This window comes from Paracoccus sp. NIOT.M2S5SZ12, assembly GCF_057748165.1.
This window is the reverse complement of the sequence record NZ_JBYLFR010000004.1, coordinates 39,283-57,970: the sequence shown is the minus strand read 5'-3', so window position 1 is coordinate 57,970 and position 18,688 is coordinate 39,283. Positions and strand designations below refer to the sequence as shown.

Annotated in this window: 16 protein-coding genes; 9 read left to right on the top strand and 7 right to left on the bottom strand. The window is 70.4% G+C overall.

Annotated elements, in window-relative coordinates; all coding sequences use genetic code 11:
* Positions 1 to 7: 7 nt before the first annotated feature.
* Genes glgX through glgB form a run of 4 tightly spaced genes read right to left on the bottom strand, consistent with a single transcriptional unit; the run spans position 8 to position 6,966 of the window.
* Positions 8 to 2,080: a glycogen debranching protein GlgX gene (gene glgX, locus AC2SGK_RS05055; protein WP_488322503.1), complete on the bottom strand. Its 2,073-nt coding sequence runs from the start codon at positions 2,078 to 2,080 to the stop codon at positions 8 to 10.
* On the bottom strand, positions 2,077 to 3,504 hold the full coding sequence (gene glgA / locus AC2SGK_RS05050; RefSeq protein WP_488322502.1) for a glycogen synthase GlgA: 1,428 nt from the start codon (positions 3,502 to 3,504) through the stop codon (positions 2,077 to 2,079). The genes glgX and glgA overlap by 4 nt, the downstream gene beginning before the upstream one ends.
* A complete protein-coding gene (gene glgC, locus AC2SGK_RS05045) occupies positions 3,501 to 4,760 on the bottom strand; it encodes a glucose-1-phosphate adenylyltransferase (protein ID WP_488322501.1) in 1,260 nt (419 codons plus the stop codon). Before glgC ends, glgA begins: the two co-directional genes overlap by 4 nt.
* A 22-nt stretch (positions 4,761 to 4,782) precedes the next feature.
* Entirely contained in the window at positions 4,783 to 6,966 is a 2,184-nt protein-coding gene (gene glgB / locus AC2SGK_RS05040; protein ID WP_488322500.1) for a 1,4-alpha-glucan branching protein GlgB, read from the bottom strand.
* Between the two features lie 123 nt (positions 6,967 to 7,089).
* Between glgB and AC2SGK_RS05035 the strand changes: the two genes are divergently transcribed.
* Positions 7,090 to 8,694, top strand: a complete 1,605-nt coding sequence (locus AC2SGK_RS05035; RefSeq protein WP_488322499.1) for an alpha-glucosidase — start codon at positions 7,090 to 7,092, stop codon at positions 8,692 to 8,694.
* Between the two features lie 18 nt (positions 8,695 to 8,712).
* Here the strand turns inward: AC2SGK_RS05035 and AC2SGK_RS05030 are convergent, their stop codons facing one another.
* A complete protein-coding gene (locus AC2SGK_RS05030) occupies positions 8,713 to 8,898 on the bottom strand; it encodes a hypothetical protein (protein WP_488322498.1) in 186 nt (61 codons plus the stop codon).
* On the bottom strand, positions 8,895 to 9,866 hold the full coding sequence (locus AC2SGK_RS05025; protein WP_488322497.1) for a LysR family transcriptional regulator: 972 nt from the start codon (positions 9,864 to 9,866) through the stop codon (positions 8,895 to 8,897). Before AC2SGK_RS05025 ends, AC2SGK_RS05030 begins: the two co-directional genes overlap by 4 nt.
* A gap of 129 nt (positions 9,867 to 9,995) precedes the next feature.
* Between AC2SGK_RS05025 and AC2SGK_RS05020 the strand changes: the two genes are divergently transcribed.
* From AC2SGK_RS05020 to AC2SGK_RS05010, 3 genes are read left to right on the top strand one after another with little or no spacing between them, the layout of a single operon-like run.
* The gene (locus tag AC2SGK_RS05020; protein ID WP_488322496.1) at positions 9,996 to 10,928 is read left to right on the top strand and encodes a ring-cleaving dioxygenase; all 933 of its coding nucleotides are present in this window, start codon (positions 9,996 to 9,998) and stop codon (positions 10,926 to 10,928) included.
* A gap of 24 nt (positions 10,929 to 10,952) precedes the next feature.
* Complete coding sequence (locus tag AC2SGK_RS05015; RefSeq protein WP_488322495.1) at positions 10,953 to 11,504, top strand: NADPH-dependent FMN reductase; 552 nt, start codon at positions 10,953 to 10,955, stop codon at positions 11,502 to 11,504.
* Positions 11,501 to 12,271 carry a VOC family protein gene (locus tag AC2SGK_RS05010; RefSeq protein WP_488322494.1) on the top strand — a complete coding sequence of 257 codons (771 nt, stop codon included), beginning with the start codon at positions 11,501 to 11,503 and terminating at the stop codon, positions 12,269 to 12,271. The genes AC2SGK_RS05015 and AC2SGK_RS05010 overlap by 4 nt, the downstream gene beginning before the upstream one ends.
* A 59-nt stretch (positions 12,272 to 12,330) precedes the next feature.
* Here AC2SGK_RS05010 and AC2SGK_RS05005 read toward each other — a convergent pair whose 3' ends face one another.
* Positions 12,331 to 13,824 (bottom strand): VOC family protein, encoded by a 1,494-nt coding sequence (locus AC2SGK_RS05005; RefSeq protein WP_488322493.1) that lies wholly within the window; start codon positions 13,822 to 13,824, stop codon positions 12,331 to 12,333.
* A gap of 156 nt (positions 13,825 to 13,980) precedes the next feature.
* Here AC2SGK_RS05005 and AC2SGK_RS05000 point away from each other — a divergent pair, with 156 nt between their 5' ends.
* From AC2SGK_RS05000 to aroQ, 5 genes are read left to right on the top strand one after another with little or no spacing between them, the layout of a single operon-like run.
* The gene (locus tag AC2SGK_RS05000; protein WP_488322492.1) at positions 13,981 to 14,913 is read left to right on the top strand and encodes a pirin family protein; all 933 of its coding nucleotides are present in this window, start codon (positions 13,981 to 13,983) and stop codon (positions 14,911 to 14,913) included.
* Positions 14,914 to 14,943: 30 nt separating this feature from the next.
* Entirely contained in the window at positions 14,944 to 15,486 is a 543-nt protein-coding gene (locus AC2SGK_RS04995; protein ID WP_488322491.1) for a DUF924 family protein, read from the top strand.
* A gap of 48 nt (positions 15,487 to 15,534) precedes the next feature.
* Entirely contained in the window at positions 15,535 to 16,584 is a 1,050-nt protein-coding gene (locus tag AC2SGK_RS04990; protein WP_488322490.1) for a histone deacetylase family protein, read from the top strand.
* Between the two features lie 40 nt (positions 16,585 to 16,624).
* Entirely contained in the window at positions 16,625 to 18,100 is a 1,476-nt protein-coding gene (locus tag AC2SGK_RS04985; protein ID WP_488322489.1) for an asparaginase, read from the top strand.
* A gap of 22 nt (positions 18,101 to 18,122) precedes the next feature.
* Complete coding sequence (aroQ, locus tag AC2SGK_RS04980) at positions 18,123 to 18,551, top strand: type II 3-dehydroquinate dehydratase (protein WP_488322488.1); 429 nt, start codon at positions 18,123 to 18,125, stop codon at positions 18,549 to 18,551.
* The last annotated feature ends 137 nt before the right edge of the window (positions 18,552 to 18,688 follow it).

Genomic DNA, 18,688 nt, shown 5'->3' with positions numbered 1-18,688 from the left:
GATACGCTCAAGGGGTCAGCACGAAGGCCGCGACGCTGTCGGCGGCGATGGGTTCAAGGTCATGGGCGGGCAGGTCGGTATCGTCGTCGCGCGCGCTGTCCAGGCGGCGGCGCCAGCGGCCCTCGGGCGCGTCAGGCAGGCAGACCTGCGCCTCGGGGCCGTTGTTGAAGACCAGGAACACCGCCCCCGGCAGGGCCGCATAGGCGGGCGTGCCCGAGGCCATGCGCATCTCGGCCGCCAGCAGGCGGCGGTCCGGATCGATCCAGTCTTCGCGCGTCATGGGCGCCCCGTCGGCCCGGCGCCAGAACAGGTCGGGCAGCCCGTCCTCTTCGCGCGGCTGGCTGTGCAGGAACCGCTTCTGCCGCAGGATGGGATGCGCGCGCCGGAACGCGATGACGCGGCGCACGAAATCCAGGAAGGCCGGGTCCGCGCCGTCCCAATCGACCCAGCCCGTCGGATTGTCCTGGGCATAGGCGTTGTTGTTGCCGCCCTGGCTGTTGCCCAGTTCGTCACCCGCCAGCAGCATGGGCGTGCCTTGGGACAGCATCACCGTGGCGATCAGGTTGCGGCGGCGCCGGTCGCGCGCGGCGATGATGGCGGGGTCGTCGGTCGGGCCTTCGACGCCCATGTTGTCGGACAGGTTGTGGTTGTGGCCGTCGCGGTTCTCCTCGCCATTGGCCTCGTTGTGCTTGTCGTTGAAGCTGACCGTGTCCATCAGCGTGAAGCCGTCATGGGCGGCCACGAAATTCACCGAGCTGGTGGCGGGGCGGCCGTCATGGTCGAACCGCGCGGCCGATCCCGCCACCCGCTTGGCCAGCTTGCCGATCAGCCCCGGATCGCCCCGCCAGAAGCCGCGGATCTGGTCGCGATAGCGGTCGTTCCATTCCGCGAAGGGCGCGGGATAGGCGCCCAGCTGATAGCCCCCCGGCCCGATGTCCCAGGGCTCCGCGATCAGCGTGACGCGGTTCAGGACCGGGTCCTGGCGGATGGCGCGGAACAGCGGCGCGTCGCGGTCGAACACGCCCCGCGTGCGCCCCAGCACCGAGGCCAGGTCGAAGCGGAACCCGTCCACATGCATCACCTGCACCCAATAGCGCAGCGAATCCATCACCAGCCGCAGCGTGAAGGGGCTGTCCAAGTTCAGCACATTGCCCGTTCCGGCATCGTTGACGTAGAAGCGCCGATCCTCCGCCAGGCGGTAATAGGCGGCATTGTCCAAGCCGCGGAAGGACAGGGTCGGGCCCAGCTCGTTGCCTTCGGCGGTGTGGTTGTAGACCACGTCCAGGATCACCTCGATCCCGGCCTTGTGAAAGCGCGCGACCATCTGCTGGAACTCGGCGATGTCGCCAGTCTGCATGTAGCGCGGCTCGGGCGCGAAGAAGCCGTAGGACATGTAGCCCCAGTAGTTCCGCAGCCCCTTGTCGGTCAGGAAACGGTCATCGGTAAAGGCATGGACGGGCAGCAGCTCGACCGCGGTGACGCCAAGGCGCGTCAGATGCTCCAGCACCGGGTCCGAGGCCATGGCCAGATAGGTGCCGGGATGGGCGATGTCGGGGCGACCCGCGGTCATGCCCTTCACATGCGCCTCATAGATCACCGTGTCCGACAGCGGCCGGTGCAGCGCGCGGTCGTCGCCCCAGGCGAAGCTGGGGTCCACGACCACCGATTTCGGCATGTGCTGCGCGCTGTCGCGGCGGTCGAAGGACAGGTCCGCCTCGGGGTGCCCGGCCTTGTAGCCCATCAGCGTGTCATGGGGGGCGGGGCGCCCTGTCAGCCGCTTGGCATAGGGGTCGATCAGCAGCTTGCGCGCGTTGAAGCGGTGCCCCTCGTGCGGACGGTAGGGGCCGTGCATGCGAAATCCGTATTTCTGCCCCGGCCGCAGCCCCCCGACATAGCCGTGCCAGACATGGCCGTCGCGTTCGGGCAGGTCGATCCGGGTCTCTCGGTTGCGCTCGTCGAACAGGCACAGCACCGCGCGCTCGGCATGCTGCGAGAACACGGCGAAGTTCACCCCCGCCCCATCGAAGGTCGCCCCCAGGGGTGCGGGGTGACCGGCGGTCATCGTGACGGTCTGGGTCATCGCCCCTGGATCAGCCTTCCGTAAAGTGCGGCATAGGCGTCGGCCGATTGCGACCAGCCGACGGGATGGGCCATGGCATTGGCCTGCATCCGCGTCCAGTCCTGCGGCTCCGCGAACAGCGCCGCCAGCCGCAGCAGCGCGCCGCGCAGCGCGGTGGCGGTGACCGGCGCGAACTGGATGCCCGTCGCCACGCCCCGCGCCATGGCGGCGGGCGAGGCGTTGATGACCGTGTCGGCCAGCCCCCCGGTCAGCGCGACCACGGGGATGGTGCCATAGCGCAGCCCGTACATCTGTGTCAGGCCGCAGGGCTCGAAGCGCGACGGCACCAGGATCGCGTCGCCCCCGGCGATCAGCCGATGCGACAGCCCCTCGTCATAGCCGATGCGCACGGCCACGTTCGGGTCCTGCGCCGCCTGGCGGAAGGCCTGCTCCAGCCCCGGGTCGCCCGATCCCAGAACCGCCAGCTGCCCGCCCGCCTCCAGCAGCGTCGGCAGGACCTCCAGCACCAGGTCCAGCCCCTTCTGATGCGTCATCCGCGACACGATCACGCAAAGCGGCCCCGCGGCCTCGGGCAGGCCCAGCTCGGCCCGCAGGGCGGCGCGGGCGGCGGCCTTGCCCGCCGGGTCGCGGAAACGGGCGATCTCGGGGTCGGTCTCGGGGTCCCAGACCGCGTCGTCGATGCCGTTCAGGATGCCGGTCAGATCCGCCTGACGGTGGCGCATCACCCCGTCCAGCCCCATGCCGAATTCAGGGGTCATCAGCTCCTCGGCATAGCGGGGCGACACGGTGGTCAGCGCATCCGCCCCCATCAGCCCCGCCTTGAGTGCCGAGATGGCGCCCCAGAACTCGTATCCCTCGCTGTAAAACCGCGCCGGGTCCAGGCGCAGGCCGTGCATCCGCCCCGGATCGGTCGCCCCGGTGAAGGCGATGTTGTGGATGGTCAGCACGGTGCGCGGCGCGGCGCCGCCCATGCGCGGCAGGTATTCGGTCATGAACCCCGCCTGCCAGTCATGCCCGTGCAGCACCTGCGGCAGCCAGCCGCCCGCGCCATGCGCGCCCAGATGCGCCGCAGCCCAGGACAGGGCCGCAAAACGTTCCGGATTGTCCGGCCAGTCGCGCCCGTCCGGCCCCAGATAGGGGTTGCCCGGCCGCGCGTAGAGATGCGGCGCATCCAGCACCAGAAGGTTCAGCCCCGCCGCCCGACCGGCCAGCACGACCGCCGGGCCGCCGAACAGGTCCTCGAACCGATGCACCGCCTCGGGCTCGGCCAGTGCGGCCATCACCGCCGGATAGCCCGGAACCAGGCTGCGCATCTGCACCCCCGCGCCCGCCAGCGCGCCGGGCAGCGCGCCGGTCACGTCGGCCAGGCCGCCGGTCTTGACCAGGGGCGCGATCTCGGAGGCGACGGAGAGGACCCGGATCACAGCGCCGCCGCCCGCCGGTCCAGCATGTCCTGGGTGATCAGCGTGATGCCGCGATCGCTGACGCGAAACCACTGCGCGTCATCCTTGGGGTCCTCGCCGACGACCAGGCCCTCGGGAATGACCACGCCGCGGTCGATGACCACGTTGCGCAGCCGCGCATGGCGGTGAACGGTGACATAGGGCAGCACCACCGCGTGATCCAGGATGGCATAGCTGTTGGTATGCACCTCGGTGAACAGCAGCGAATTGCGGATCTCGGTCCCCGAGACGATGCAGCCCCCCGACACCATCGAGGAGATGGCGACCCCCCGGCGGTCCTTCTCGTCATGGATGAACTTGGCGGGCGGCTTGCTCTCGGAATAGGTCCAGATGGGCCAGTCGCTGTCCCAGAGGTTCAGCTCGGGGACGAAGTTGGTCAGGTCGATATTGGCCTGCCAGAAGGCATCGACCGTGCCCACGTCCTTCCAGTAGGCGGGCGCGCCCGCGTCTCGCACGCAGCTGGTGTCGAAGCGGTGCGCCATGGCCTTGCCGTTCTTTACGATGTCCGGGATCAGGTCGGTGCCGAAATCATGGCTGGAATTCGGGTCCTCGGCGTCGCGCAGCAGCAGGTCGCGCAGGAAGGCCCAGTTGAAGACATAGATGCCCATCGAGGCCAGCGCCTTGTCCGGCTCGCCCGGCATGGCGGGCGGATCGGCGGGCTTCTCCAGGAAGGACACGATCCGGCCCGTGGCGTCCACGTCCATCACGCCAAAGGCCGTGGCCTCCATCCGGGGCACGGTCAGGCAGCCCACGGTGACGTCCGCGCCGCTTTCGACATGCTCGCGCAGCATGATCTCGTAGTCCATCTTGTAGATGTGATCGCCCGCCAGGATGACGATGTAATCGACGTCGTAATCGTCCACGATGTCGATGTTCTGCGTCACCGCATCGGCCGTGCCGCGATACCAGTGATCCTCGGAGGTGCGCTGGCTGGCGGGCAGGATGTCCAGGAACTCGTTGCGTTCCGCCCGAAAGAAGTTCCAGCCCCGCTGGCAATGCCGAATCAGGCTGTGGGCCTTGTACTGCGTGGCGATGGCGATCTTGCGGATGCCGGAATTCATCGCGTTCGACAGGGCGAAGTCGATGATCCGCGTCTTGCCGCCGAAATAGACGGCGGGCTTGACGCGGCGGTCGGTCAGCTCCTTCAGGCGGCTGCCGCGCCCCCCCGCCAGCACGAAGGCCATCGCCCGGCGCGTCAGCCGTTGCGTTTCCACCATGGTCCTCTCCTCCCTCATGATTTCAGCCTGCCGCCACGAAGATCACCACGGACAGGGGCGGCAGGGTCACAGCCATCGAAGCCGGCTGACCGTCCTGCGGTTCCCCGTCCGCCACGACCCCGCCCAGATTGCCCATGCCGCTGCCGCCATAGATCGCGGCATCGGTGTTCAGCGCCTCGCGCCAGCGCCCCGCCTGCGGCACGCCGATGCGGAAATCGGGGCGCGGCACGGGCGTGAAGTTGCAGACCACCACCACCGGCGGATCGCCCGCATCCCCGCGCCTGATCCAGGCATAGGTCGATTGCGCGGGATCGGTCGCGATCCACTGGAACCCCTCGGGCTCGGCATCCTTGACATGCAGCGCGGGCGTGCCGCGATAGAGCCCGTTCAGGTCGCGCACCAGCGCCTGCACGCCCTGGTGCATCGGCTGACCGGCGGCGTGCCAGTTCAGCTCGCCGTTGTGGTTCCATTCCTCGGGCTGGCCGAACTCGCAGCCCATGAACAGCAGCTTTTTCCCCGGATGCCCCCACATGAAGCCGTAATAGGCGCGCAGGTTCGCGAATTGCTGCCATTCGTCGCCGGGCATCTTGTGCAGCAGGCTGCCCTTGCCGTGGACGACCTCGTCATGGCTGATCGGCAGGATGAAGTTCTCGCTGAAGGCATACATCAGCCCGAAGCTCATCAGGTCGTGGTGATAGCGGCGGTGGACCGGATCGCGGCTCATGTAGCGTAGGGTGTCGTTCATCCAGCCCATGTTCCACTTGAAGCCAAAGCCCAGCCCCCCCGCATCGACCGGGGCCGACACCTTGGGGAATGACGTGCTCTCCTCGGCCACGGTCATGATGCCGGGTTGTTCGCCGTAAGCCTCGATGTTCATGTTCTGAAGGAAGGCGATCGCCTCGTAGTTCTCGCGCCCGCCATCCTTGTTCGGAACCCATTCGCCGGCCTTGCGGGAATAGTCGCGGTACAGCATCGACGCCACCGCATCCACGCGCAGCCCGTCGATATGGTATTCGTCCAGCCAGTAGACCGCATTGGCGGTCAGGAAGTTCTGCACCTCGGTCCGGCCATAGTTGTAGATCAGCGTGTTCCAGTCCTGGTGGAACCCCTCGCGCGGGTCGGCATGCTCATACAGCTCGGTCCCGTCGAAGCGGGCCAGACCATGCGCATCGGTCGGGAAATGCCCCGGCACCCAGTCCAGCAGCACGCCCAGACCGGCCCGATGCGCCGCATCGACCAGGTCGCGGAACTCGTGCGGCGGGCCGAAGCGGATCGTCGGCGCATAAAGGCCCACCGGCTGATAGCCCCAGGACCCGTCGAAGGGAAATTCGCTGACCGGCATCAGCTCCAGATGGGTAAAGCCCATGTCCTTGGCATAGGCCACCAGGTCCCGCGCCATCTCCTGATAGGAGAGCGGCCGCCCGCCATCGTCATACCGGCGCCGCCAGCTGCCCGGATGGACCTCATAGATGCTGATCGGCGCGCGCCGGTCCTGCGCCTTGGCGCGCCCCGCCATCCACTCCGCGTCCTTCCAGCCATAGCCACGGATGTTGCGCACCACGCTGGCCTTTTCCGGCGGGTGCTGGCTGCCGAAGCCCACCGGATCGGCCTTCTGCATCACGCCGCCCTGGGCATCCAGGATCTCGTACTTGTAGAGCGTCCCCTCATCCAGGTCGGGCAGGAAGATCTCCCAGAACCCCTGCCCCACGCGGCGCATCGGATGCCGCCGCCCGTCCCAGGCATTGAACGGCCCCACGACCGAGACGCGCCGTGCATTGGGCGCCCAGACCGCGAAATGCGTCCCCGCGACCCCCTCATGGGTCATCACATGCGCGCCCAGCACCCGCCAGAGCCGCCGATGCGTCCCCTCGGCCAGCAGATGCAGGTCGATCTCTCCCAGCACCGGGCCGAAGCGGTAGGGGTCCTCGAAGGTCCACTCGACCCCGCCCCCGGTCCGCGCCTTCAGGCGATAGGGCCCCGCCGGGATCGGCCCCGCGAAGACATCCCCCGCCACGCGCGGCAGCGGCACCGTGCCCGCAGGCCCCACCGCGGACAGCGCGGCCAAGTCGGGGTGGAACACCGTCAGCCATTGGCCCTCGCCCTGCGGGCGCGGCCCCAGAATCGAAAACGGTTGCGAACAGCGGCCCTGCGCCAAGGCGGCCTGATCGTCCCGGCTAAGCTGCGGAGGATTCGTGATATTGTCCATAGCTCCTACCATAGCCCAGCCCGTGAATCAGGCAATTGACTGGTTAACGCTAACACCTCCTTTTTGATCCCGCTATAGTCATGCATGACTGAACCGGAATCCCCGACCCCGAAAGGTGACGACATGGCGGAATGGTGGCGCGACGCGGTGATCTATCAGATCTATCCCCGCAGTTTTCAGGACAGCGACGGCGACGGCATCGGCGATCTGCCGGGCATCACGCGGCGGCTGGACCATGTGGCGGGGCTGGGGGTGGACGCGATCTGGCTGTCGCCCTTCTTCACCTCGCCGCAGAAGGACATGGGCTATGACGTGTCCGACTATACCGACGTGGACCCGCTGTTCGGCAGCATGGCCGATTTCGATGCGATGGTCGCCCGCGCCCACCAGCTGGGTCTGAAGGTCATCATCGACCAGGTCATCAGCCATTCCAGCGACCTCCATCCCTGGTTCGAGGAAAGCCGCCGCGACCGCACCAACCCCAAGGCAGACTGGTATGTCTGGGCCGATCCGAACCCGGACGGCACGCCGCCGAACAACTGGCCCTCGGTCTTCGGCGGCCCGGCCTGGGAATGGGAGCCGCGCCGGCGGCAGTATTACCTGCACAACTTCCTGATCGAACAGCCCGACCTGAACATGTGGAACCCCGAGGTCCAGGACGCGCTGCTGGAGACGATGCGCTTCTGGCTGGAACGCGGCGTGGACGGGTTCCGGCTGGACACGGTGAACTACTATTTCCACGACCGCGAGCTGCGGGCGAACCCGCCCAATCCCGACCATACCGGCCCCGAGACTTACGGTTTCCAGCGCCACATCTATTCCAAGAACCGCCCCGAGAACATCGCCTTCCTCAGGCGGATGCGGGCGCTGACCGACGAATACGACGCGCGCATGATGGTCGGAGAGGTCGGCGACGGCGGCCAGACCGCCATCGACATCATGGCCGAATACACCGCCGGCTCCGACCGGCTGCACATGTGCTACAGCTTCGAGATGCTCAGCCCCGACTTCACCGCCGCGCATTTCCGCCGCTGCATCGAGGGCGTGCAGCAGGGCGCGCCGGACGGGCACAGCTGCTGGTCCTTCTCGAACCACGACGTGGTGCGGCACGTGACGCGCTGGACGCCGCATGCGCAGGACCCGGACGTGCTGGCGCGGCAGGCGGCGGCGATGCTGCTGTCCTTCCCCGGCACGATCTGCCTCTATCAGGGCGAGGAGCTGGGCCAGGCCGAGACCACCTTGGTCTATGAGGAGCTGACCGACCCCCCCGCCCTGCGCTTCTGGCCCGAGGTCAAGGGCCGCGACGGCTGCCGCACGCCGATGGTCTGGGATCAGGGCGAACCGCATGCGGGATTCTCGGACACCACCCCCTGGCTGCCGGTCAAGGAGGCGCAGGCCCTGCGCGCCGTGGCCCAGCAGCAGGACCGCAACGACGGCGTGCTGGCCGCCTATCGCGCGACCATCGCCTTCCGGAAGGGGTCCGATGCGCTGCGCTTCGGCGCGACGACCTTCCTGGACCTGCCCGAACCGCTGCTGGCCTTCCGGCGCGACCATGACGGGCAGGGGCTGACCGCGGTCTTCAACCTCTCGGCCACGCCGCGCGACCTGACGGTCGGGGGCGACACCGCCCTGACCGGCCCCGGGCATGCCACGCTAGAGGGGGGGCGCCTCAGCCTGCCCGCCAACGGCTTCGCCTGGCTGACCGGCGCACTTACGCTGACCGCGTGAGCGCATGCGGCGCGCGGATCAGCCCGCGCGCCGCCTGAAAAACAGCATCACCGCCAGATAGACCCCCGCCGCCCCGAACAGCCCCGCCCAGAGCGGGCTGCCCATCCACAGCTCCACCCCCGCCCAGCTCAGGGGCAGCGCCACGCACAGCACCCGCACCCATAGCGGGCGGAAGAACGGCGCATCGGGATCGACCAGCTTCATGGCATCTCCTCTCGGGGCTCGGGCGGGCGGGGGGTCCGGGGGGCTGGCCCCCCGGCCGTCGCGGGACGCAACAGCCCGCGCTGCCAGGGGGGCGCCCCGGCAAAGGCCGCCGCGATGTGATCGACAAAGGCGCGCGTCTTGCGCGGCAGCGGCCGGATCGGCGGCCAGACGACGCTGATCGGCAGGGGGTCGGTCATGTCCGGCAGCACCTGCACCAGCCGCCCGTCGCGCAGCGCGTCATGCACGATGAACAGCGGCAGCAGCGCCAGCCCCAGCCCGCCGATGGCCAGATCGCGCATCGCCTCGCCGTTGTTGGCCGACACCCGGCTCTGGCGCGGCGGCGGGATCTCGGCGGCAAAGGGCCAGATCTCGGCCAGCCGCGTGTTCAGGTATCCGATGACCTCGTGCCCGGCCAGATCGGCGGGCCGCGCCACCGCGCCGTGCTGGGCCAGATAGTCGGGGCTGGCGACCAGGGCGCGCGGGTCCTCGCACAGGCGCCGCGCCATCAGGCTGCTGTCCTTCAGATGCCCGATCCGCAGCCCCAGATCGAACCCGGCCCGGCCCAGATCCATCTGCCGATCGTCGTAATCCAGCACGATCTCCAATCCCGGATGGGCGCGCGCAAAGCCTGCGATCACCGGACCCAGATGCCTGATGCTAAAGCTCATCGGCGCCGCGATGGCCAGGCGTCCGCGCAGGGCGGCCTCGGGGGCGGCGGCGCCTTCGGTCGCGGCGACCAGTTCGGCCAGGGCCGGGCGCACCCGTTCGGCCAGGGACAGGGCGCTGTCGGTGGGCGCGATCCGGCCCGCGTGGCGGGTGAACAGCGCAACCCCAAGCGCCGCCTCGAAATCGCTGATCCGCTTGCTGACCACCGATTTCGACAGGTCGGCCCGCGCCGCCGCGCCCGAGATGCTGCCCGCATCCAGCACCGCCAGGAAGGTCTCGATATCGGTGATCGTCCACGCCATGCCTCAGCCTAGCATGCCGCCGACCGTTCGCAAGAACCGAACGCGGTGTTGGGTGCGTGACGGGTGCCGCGAACGCAGGCGCTGCGCCATATTTCGTGGCAACAGCCACCGAACCGAACGGAGCCCGCCATGCAGCTGACCGGAATCCACCACCTGACCGCCATCACTGCCGATGCGGCAGGCAATAACCGCTTCTACACGGAAACCCTCGGCCTGCGCCGGGTCAAGAAGACCGTGAATCAGGACGACACCTCGGCCTATCACCTGTTCTTCGCGGACGGGGCCGGCAGCCCCGGCACCGACATCACCTTCTTCGACTGGCCCGCCCCGCGCGAGCGGCGCGGCACGAACGCGATCACCCGCACCGGCCTGCGCGTGGCCGAGGAGAGCCTCGACTATTGGGCCGACCGCCTGTCGGGCCTCGACGCGCGGCTGACGACCATCGACGGCCGCCCCAGCCTGGAGGTCGAGGACCCCGAGGGCCAGCGCCTGCGCCTGGTCGCGGCCCCCACCCCCGCGGGCCAGCCCTGGGCGCGCAGCGAGGTGCCCGCCGAACACCAGATCCGCGGCCTGGGCCCCATCACCATCTCAGTCCCCGAACTGGCCCCGACCGAGGCCGTGCTGACCCAGGTCATGAACATGCGCCGGGTCCGCGACTATGCCAGCCCCGACGGGCAGGGCCAGGTCCATGTCTTTGAGATGGGTGAGGGCGGCGCCGCCGCCGAACTGCATGTCGCCGTCCAGCCCGGCCTGCCCCAGGCCCGCCAGGGCGCGGGGGGCGTGCATCACGTGGCCTTCCGCGTGCCCGACACCGCCGCCCTGACCGCCTGGACCGATCGCGTGGCCCGGTTCCGCGTGCCCAGCAGCGGCGAGGTCGAGCGGTTCTATTTCCGGTCGTTGTATTTCCGTGAACCGGGCGGCAATCTGTTCGAGCTTGCCACCGACGGACCGGGCTTCGACGTGGACGAGCCCTTCGAGACGATGGGCGAGGGCCTGTCCCTGCCCCCCTTCCTGGAGGGCAAGCGCCAGCAGATCGAGGCCGGGCTGAAGCCCCTGGCCTGACCCGCCCCATAACGGAGAGATGCGATGACCACGATCCTCGGACTGTCCGGCAGCCTGCGCCGCGCGTCCCTTAACAGCGCGCTCCTGCGCGCGGGGGCGCAGCTGGCGCCCCCCGGCGTCACGCTGCGGATCGGCGACATCCGCGGCGTGCCGCTCTATGACGGCGACCTGGAGGCCGAGAGCGGCATCCCGGCCGCCGTCACCGCGCTGACCGATGCGCTGGCCGCGGCGGACGGGCTGCTGCTGGTCACCCCGGAATACAACAACGGCGTGCCGGGCGTGCTGAAGAACGCGCTGGACTGGATGTCGCGCGGCCCGGGGCTGGAGCGGTTCCGGGGCAAGCCGGTCGCGGTCATCGGCGCTTCGCCCGGGGCCTTCGGCACGGCGCATGCGCAGTCGCACTGGCTGCCGGTGCTGCGCAGCCTGGCCATGCGCCCTTGGTTCGAGGGGCGGCTGATGGTCTCGCGCGCGGGCGGCCTGGTCGACGCACAGGGCCGGCTGACCGACGAGGCCACCCGCGCGAAGCTGGCCGATTTCATCGCGGGCTTTGCCGCCTCCATCGGAGACAGGCCATGAACGGCATCGCCCATGTCGCGCTGACGGTGCGCGACCTGCCCGCCATGACGCAGTTCTATCGCGACGCGATCGGGCTTTTGCCGCTGTCGGGCGACGGGACGGTGCAGGATCTGGGCGCGGGCGGGCGCGTGCTGCTGCGCCTGATCGCGGACCCGGCCGCGCGGCCCGCCGATCCGCGCGACGCGGGCCTGTTCCACACCGCCTTCCTGCTGCCGGACCGCGCCGCCCTGGGGGCCTGGCTGCGCCATGCCGCCGAGACCGGCGTGCGGCTGACCGGCGCCTCGGATCACGGCGTCAGCGAAGCGCTGTATCTGGACGATCCCGAGGGCAACGGCATCGAGATCTATCGCGACCGCCCGGCCGCCGACTGGCCCCGCGACGGCGCCCGCATCCTGATGACGACCGGGCGGCTGGACATGGCCGACCTGGCCGCGGCGGCGGCGGCCCCCTGGCGGGGCGCACCCGACGGGGCGGTCGTGGGCCACGTGCATCTGCAGGTGGGCGACCTGGATCAGGCGCACGGCTTTCTGACCGGCGATCTGGACCTGACCCGGACCTTCGATGCGCCCGGCGGCGCGTGGTACGGGTGGGACGGCTATCACCACCACCTTGCCGCGAATGTCTGGAACAGCCGCGGCGCGGGCCCGCGTCCAGAGGACCGGACCGGCCTGCGACATGTTGCGCTGCGGCAACAGTTTCGCCGCAGCAGCGAAATCGTCGATCCGTGGGGAAACCGTTTCACCGCAAGCGACGTTCAGCCCGCGTAATCCAGTACCAAGTACGCCCGCCCCCACATCATGTGGAGGCGGGCATTTTTCATCGCTGATCAAGGGGCCATCCAGCCCTGCGCCGCATCCAGGTCGTCCTGCGACAGCTCATGCCCCGCAGCGATCACCCGCGCGTCCAGATCGGCCCCGCTGGCCGCCAGCCAATCGTTCAGCGCCGGCGCATGCGGGCCGTAGGGGTCCCGCGCGCCCTGCAGCGTCAGCACGCGCGTGCCGGTCAGATCGGCCGCGGGCACCGGGTCCAGCGCCAGCATCGGCCGCATCAGGATCGCGCGCCAGATCAGGCCCGGATGAAGGCCCATGACCGCCCCCGCGAAGTTCGCGCCGTTGGAGTATCCCAGCACCGTCAGCCGCGCCGGGTCCAGGTCATAGGCGGCCATGGCCCCCTCCCAGAAGGCGGCGAAGGCCGCGGCCTCGGACCGGATGTCGGCCTGATCGAAGCGCGCCATGGACAGGCGGCGGAAGAACCGCGCCACCCCCTCCTCGGTCGAGCGGCCGCGCAGGCCCAGAAGGGTCGCGCGCGGGGCGATGCGATGCGCCAGCGGCATCAGGTCGGTCTCGGACCCGCCGGTGCCGTGCAGCAGCATGAGGGTCGATCCGTCGGCATCCTCGGGGGCGTGGATGCGGTGAACGAAGGGCAGGTCGCGCATGGGTCTCCTTTCCTCGCCCGGCAGGGCGAATTGCGGCAGCTGCAGCCGCAGGTCGATGTCGTCGGTCATGTGCGGCGGCACCCGCAGGCTGCGGCCCAGGGCATCCGCCGGTTCGTCCACGGTCATGCCGGGACCGTCGGTCGCCAGCTCCACCAGCAGCCCCGCCGGATCGCGGACATAGAGCGAGGCGAAGTACAGCCGGTCGTGCAGGACCGTGTCCGACAGCCCCGCGCGATGCGCCTGAAGGGCTGCCGTGTCGGGCACGCGCAGGGCGACATGGTCGATGGTCCCGGTGCCCGGAATGCCCGGCACGAAGCCCGCCGCGTCGCGGATGTCGATCACGTCGCGCCCCGAGGCCAGCCGCGTCACGCCGCCCTCCGCCCCCTGCGGCGCATAGCCGAAGCGCGACAGGAAGGCCGCGGTGGCGGCGGCATCGCCGCTCCACAGGGTCACGCCGGACAGGCGCTGCGGCGGGGCGGGCCAGCCCGCATCGGGCAGGTCGGTGCCGACCAGCTTGACGATGATCCCGTCCGGGTCGCGCAGGCGCAGGACCGGGGCGCCGAACTCGCGCAGCGGCCCCTGGACCGACAGGCCATGCTGCAGCGCGCGGGTCAGCCAGTCGCCGATCCGGCCGCGCGGGATGGCCAGCGCGATCTCGGCCGGCTGGCCGTGGCCCACGCGGCCGGGCGCGCCGTCCTGCCAGACCAGGAAGCTGACCAGCGTGCCGGGGCGGCCCGCCGCATCGCCGTAGAACAGGTGCAGCTGGCGCGCGTCCTCGAACCCCGCCACCTGCTTGACCAGGGACAGACCCAGAAAGCCCGCCCAGTAATCGACATTGGCCTGCACGTCGCGTGTGATGGCCGTCACGTGATGAAGTCCCGTCATGGCGACCTCCTTTCGCGCACCAAGATGCACAGCCGCGGCGTTCGGCGCCACGGGGTCCGGTCGCAATCCGGCGTTCGGCGCAGGCGAACGACAGCGGGCTTGCCCGAGGCCGCGCGAAGGACCACCCTTTCGGCAACCCACAGGAGGATGCACATCATGAGCTGGAACCCCGCCCTGACCCCCGGCTGCCCCGACGAGATCGGCCCCGACGCCATCGAGACGCTGATCATCCCCCGCGCCCGCGATCTGGGCGGGTTCGAGGTGCGCCGCGCCCTGCCCGCGCCGAAACGCCAGATGGTGGGGCCGTTCATCTTCTTCGACCAGATGGGCCCGGCCGAGTTCCTGACCGACCAGGGCATCGACGTGCGCCCGCATCCCCATATCGGGCTGGGCACGGTGACCTATCTCTATCGCGGCAGCTTCCAGCATCGCGACAGCACCGGGGCCGACCAGATCATCACCCCCGGCGCGCTGAACTGGATGGTGGCGGGGCGCGGCGTGACCCATTCCGAACGCAGCCCCGAGGCGGTGCGCGCCGGTCCCAGCAGCCTGCTGGGCATCCAGACCTGGATCGCCCTGCCCGAAAGGGCCGAGGACATCGCCCCCAGCTTCGAGCACCACGCCGCCACCGCCCTGCCCGAGATCCGCGACCAGGGCATCACCGCGCGGCTGATTCTGGGCGACGCCTATGGCGAGCGCGCGCCCGCCACGATGCATTCCGAGACCTTCTATCTGGACGTGACGCTGGCGGCGCGGGCGCGCTTTCCGCTGCCCGACAACCACGAGGATCGCGGCCTCTACATCACCGAGGGCAGCGTCGGCATCGCCGGGCAGGAGTATCAGGCCGGGCAGATGATGGTGTTCCGTCCCGGCGACCGGATCACCGTCCAGGCGGGCGACCGGGGCGCGCGGCTGATGGCGCTTGGCGGGGCGACGCTGGAGGGGCCGCGCCACATCTGGTGGAACTTCGTCGCCTCCTCGCGCGAGCGGATCGAGGAGGCGAAACGCGAATGGCGCGAGGCGCGTTGGGGCCAGGGCCGGTTCGACCTGCCGCCGACCGACCGCGACGACTTCATCCCCCTGCCCTGAGCCCCCTGCCAGGCCCCGACGGAGACAGCCATGCCCAAATCCGCGCACGACGTGCTGGAGTTCTGGTTCTCGGACGAAATGCGGCCCTACTGGTTCGCCAAGTCCGACAGCATCGACAAGGAGATCGCCGCCCGCTTCTCCGAGACCTACGAGGAGGCGCATGCCGGCCGGCTGGACGCCTGGATGGACGCGCCGGACAGCGCGCTGGCGCTGGTCATCGTGCTGGACCAGTTCCCGCGCAACATCCATCGCGGCGGTCCGCGCAGCTTCGAATCGAACGACATCGCGCTGGCCCATGCGCGCAGCGCGCTGGAGATGGGCCATGACGCTGGCCAGACGCCCGACCGGCGGCAGTTCTTCTACCTGCCCTTCATGCACAGCGAGGACCTGGCCGATCAGGAGCGCTCGGTCGCGCTCTACGAACAGCTGGGCGACGCCAATTCGCTGCGCTTCGCGCGCGATCACCGCGACATCGTCGCCCGCTTCGGCCGCTTTCCACATCGCAACGCCATCCTGGGCCGCGATAGCACCCCCGAGGAGGCCGAGTTTCTAAAGACCCACAAGGGCTTCTGAGCGGCGCGGCCCTTGCCCGGCGCGCCGCGCCCGCCTAGCCTGCCGGGCATGACCGACCTGCTCTGCTTTCATGCACCCGACACCGACGCCCACGACCCGCAGTTCTGGATGCTGCGGGGCGTGCCCCTGCCCAACAAGGAGACCGCCGAACGCGCCCGACGCCTTCTGGACGGGATCGCGGCGGCCGGGCTGACGGTGCAGGACGCGCCGGTGACGGACCGCGCCGCCATGCACCGCATCCACACCCCGCGCTATCTGCGCTTTCTGGAGACCGCATGGGAGGAATGGCAGCAGGCCCCCGGTGCCGGCGCCGAGGTCGTGGCGAACCTGCATCCGCAGAAGGCCCATCAGACCTATCCCTCCGGGATCACCGGGCGGGCGGGATGGCACATGGCCGACACGGGCTGTCCCCTGGGACGGCACACCTGGGCTGCGGCGCTGCGCGGGGTGGACACCGCCCTGGCGGCGGTGGCGGCGGTGATGCAGGGCGCGGGGGCGGCCTATGCGCTGTGCCGTCCGCCGGGGCATCACGCCGATGCCGACACGGCGGCCGGGCACTGCTTCCTGAACAATTCCGCCATCGCGGCCGAGGCGCTGCGCACGGCGCATGACCGCGTGGCGGTCTTGGACATCGACGTGCATCACGGCAACGGCACGCAGGAGATCTTTTATGACCGGGCCGACGTGCTGACCCTGTCGGTCCATGCCGATCCCGACGCCTTCTATCCCTTCTACCTGGGCCACGCGCATGAGACCGGGACCGGCGCCGGAGAGGGGTTCAACCTGAACCTGCCGCTGCCGCTCGGGTCGGGCGACGCGCCTTGGCTGGACGCGATCGACCGCGCGCTGGACCGGGTGCGCGATCACCGCGCCGGGGCGCTGGTCCTGGCTCTGGGGCTGGACGCGCATGAGAACGACCCCTTCCGCGGGCTGACCGTCACGACGCCGGGCTTTGCCCGGGCCGCCGCGCGCATCCGCGCCCTGGGCCTGCCCACCGTCATCGTGCAGGAGGGCGGCTATCTCTCCGAGGACCTGACCCACAACCTGGCCGCCTTCCTGCGCGGCTGGCAGGGCCGGGACTGGAACGGGCGGGGCTGAGCGGGTAACAGCGGGGCATCCGGTCAACGGGGGGGCGGCCATGCGCATCTGCATCATCAACACCGGCGGCACGATCAGCTGCGCGGGCCAGCCGCTGGCGCCCATGCCCGCCGACCGCTTCGCCCAGGCCGCGCGCCGCCTGCTGGTCCCCGCGCTGGAGGCGGCGCTGCCGGGCTGCGCGCTGACCTTCGACACCGGGCTGCGCTTCTCGGACAGCGGGCCGGGGCTGCTGGACAGCACCGACCTGCGCCCCTCGGACTGGTGCCGGATCGCGGCGCGGGTGCTGGACCTCCATGCCGATCACGACGGCTTCGTGATCCTGCACGGCACCGACACGATGGATTACAGCGCCGCGGCGCTGGCCATGCTGCTGGGGGTCCGGGACGGGCTGGGCCTGGCGCGGGCGGCGCTGTCCAAGCCGGTCATCCTGACCGGATCGCAGCTGCCGCTGTTCCGCGAGACGCCGGACGGGCTGGTCCTGAACGCAGGCAGCGACGCGCAGGCCAACCTGACCGGCGCGCTCAGGGCGCTGCGCCTGCGCCTGCCCGAGGTGGGGCTGTTCTTCGACGGGCGGCTGATGCGGGGAACCCGCGCGCTGAAGGTCTCGACGACCGCGTTCGCGGCCTTCGACAGCCCGCACCTGCCGCCGCTGGCGCAGGTGGGCATCGGCACGCATCCCGGCCTGGCCGCGGCGCTGGACGGTCCGGCCGCCCCCGATCTGGCGCTGGACGCGCCGGGCGCGCGGGCGCTGGTCGCGGATCAGCTGGCCGCCGTCGTGGCGCGCATCGACGATCAGCGCATCGTGCAGATCCCCATGGTGCCCGCCGCGCCGGGCGTGATGGCCGGCCTGGTCGAGGCCGCGCTGGCGCAGGGCGCGACCGGGTTGATCCTGGAGGGGTTCGGCGCGGGCAACGTCCCGCAGGGCGTCGATGCCGCGGGGACCGGCACCATGGCCCGCGCGCTGGCCCGCGCCACCGTGCCGGTGCTGATCGCCAGCCGGGCGATCGGCGGTCGGGTGGGGGCCTTCGACTATGCCGCCGGGGCCTGGATTGCGGCGACCGGCGCCATTCCCCTGGACGACATGACGCCCGTGGCGGCCCTGGCCAAGCTTGCGGTGCTGTCCGCGGCGGCGGACCACCACGGATGGGACCGCGCCACGCTGGCCGCGCTGATGCGGCGCAGCCTGGCGGGCGAATGCACGGCCCGCGACCGGCTGAGCGGCACCCTGCTGCCCGGAGAGGCGCTGGAGGCGGCGGACGGCCCGGTGCGGCTGTGGAACGACCCCGATGCCGGACCGCGCCTGACCGATGGCGACCGGGTGATCTGGCAGGCCCCCGGACCGGGGCTGCTGCGCAGGACGGGCGGGCGGCTGGTGCTGACCGGACCCTGCGGCACCGAACTGTGGTCTGCGCCCGCCGCGCCCGATGCCGTCGCGCTGCTGACCGCCCAGCCGCCCGCGCTGCGCCTGATCGATCCGGCGCGGCGCGTGCCGGACGCGACCGTGCTGCCCGCCTGATCCCCCGACGAGGAACCGCCCCATGCCCCTGATCCATGTCCTGAACGGTCCCAACCTGAACCTGCTGGGCCAGCGCCAGCCCGAGGTCTATGGCCGCGCCACGCTGGCCGATCTGGAGGCGCTGTGCGTCGAGGCCGCCCGCCCGCACGACATCCGCTTCCTGCAGTCGAACTGGGAGGGGCAGATCGTGGACTGGATCCACGAGGCACGGCGTGAGGCCGCCGCCATCGTCATCAACCCCGCCGCGCTGAGCCATACCTCGGTCGCGGTGCTGGATGCGCTGAACGCCTTCGACGGCCCGGTGATCGAGGTGCATATCAGCCAGATCCACAAGCGCGAGGCGTTCCGCCACCACTCCTACGTCTCGCACCGGGCGGACGGGGTGATCGCGGGTCTGGGGCTGGAGGGATACGCCGCCGCTCTGCGCCATGTCGCGGCGCTGATCGGCTGAGATGCGCCGGACCCGGCCGCAGGGAGGAGGATGCAGCAGGGCCCGGCGCGTTCCGTGAAGACCCGTGACCGGGTCGGAGGGATGCTCGGGAAGAGGAACGCCCTGACCTCATCCTGCGCCCGTCACGGCTGCCTGTC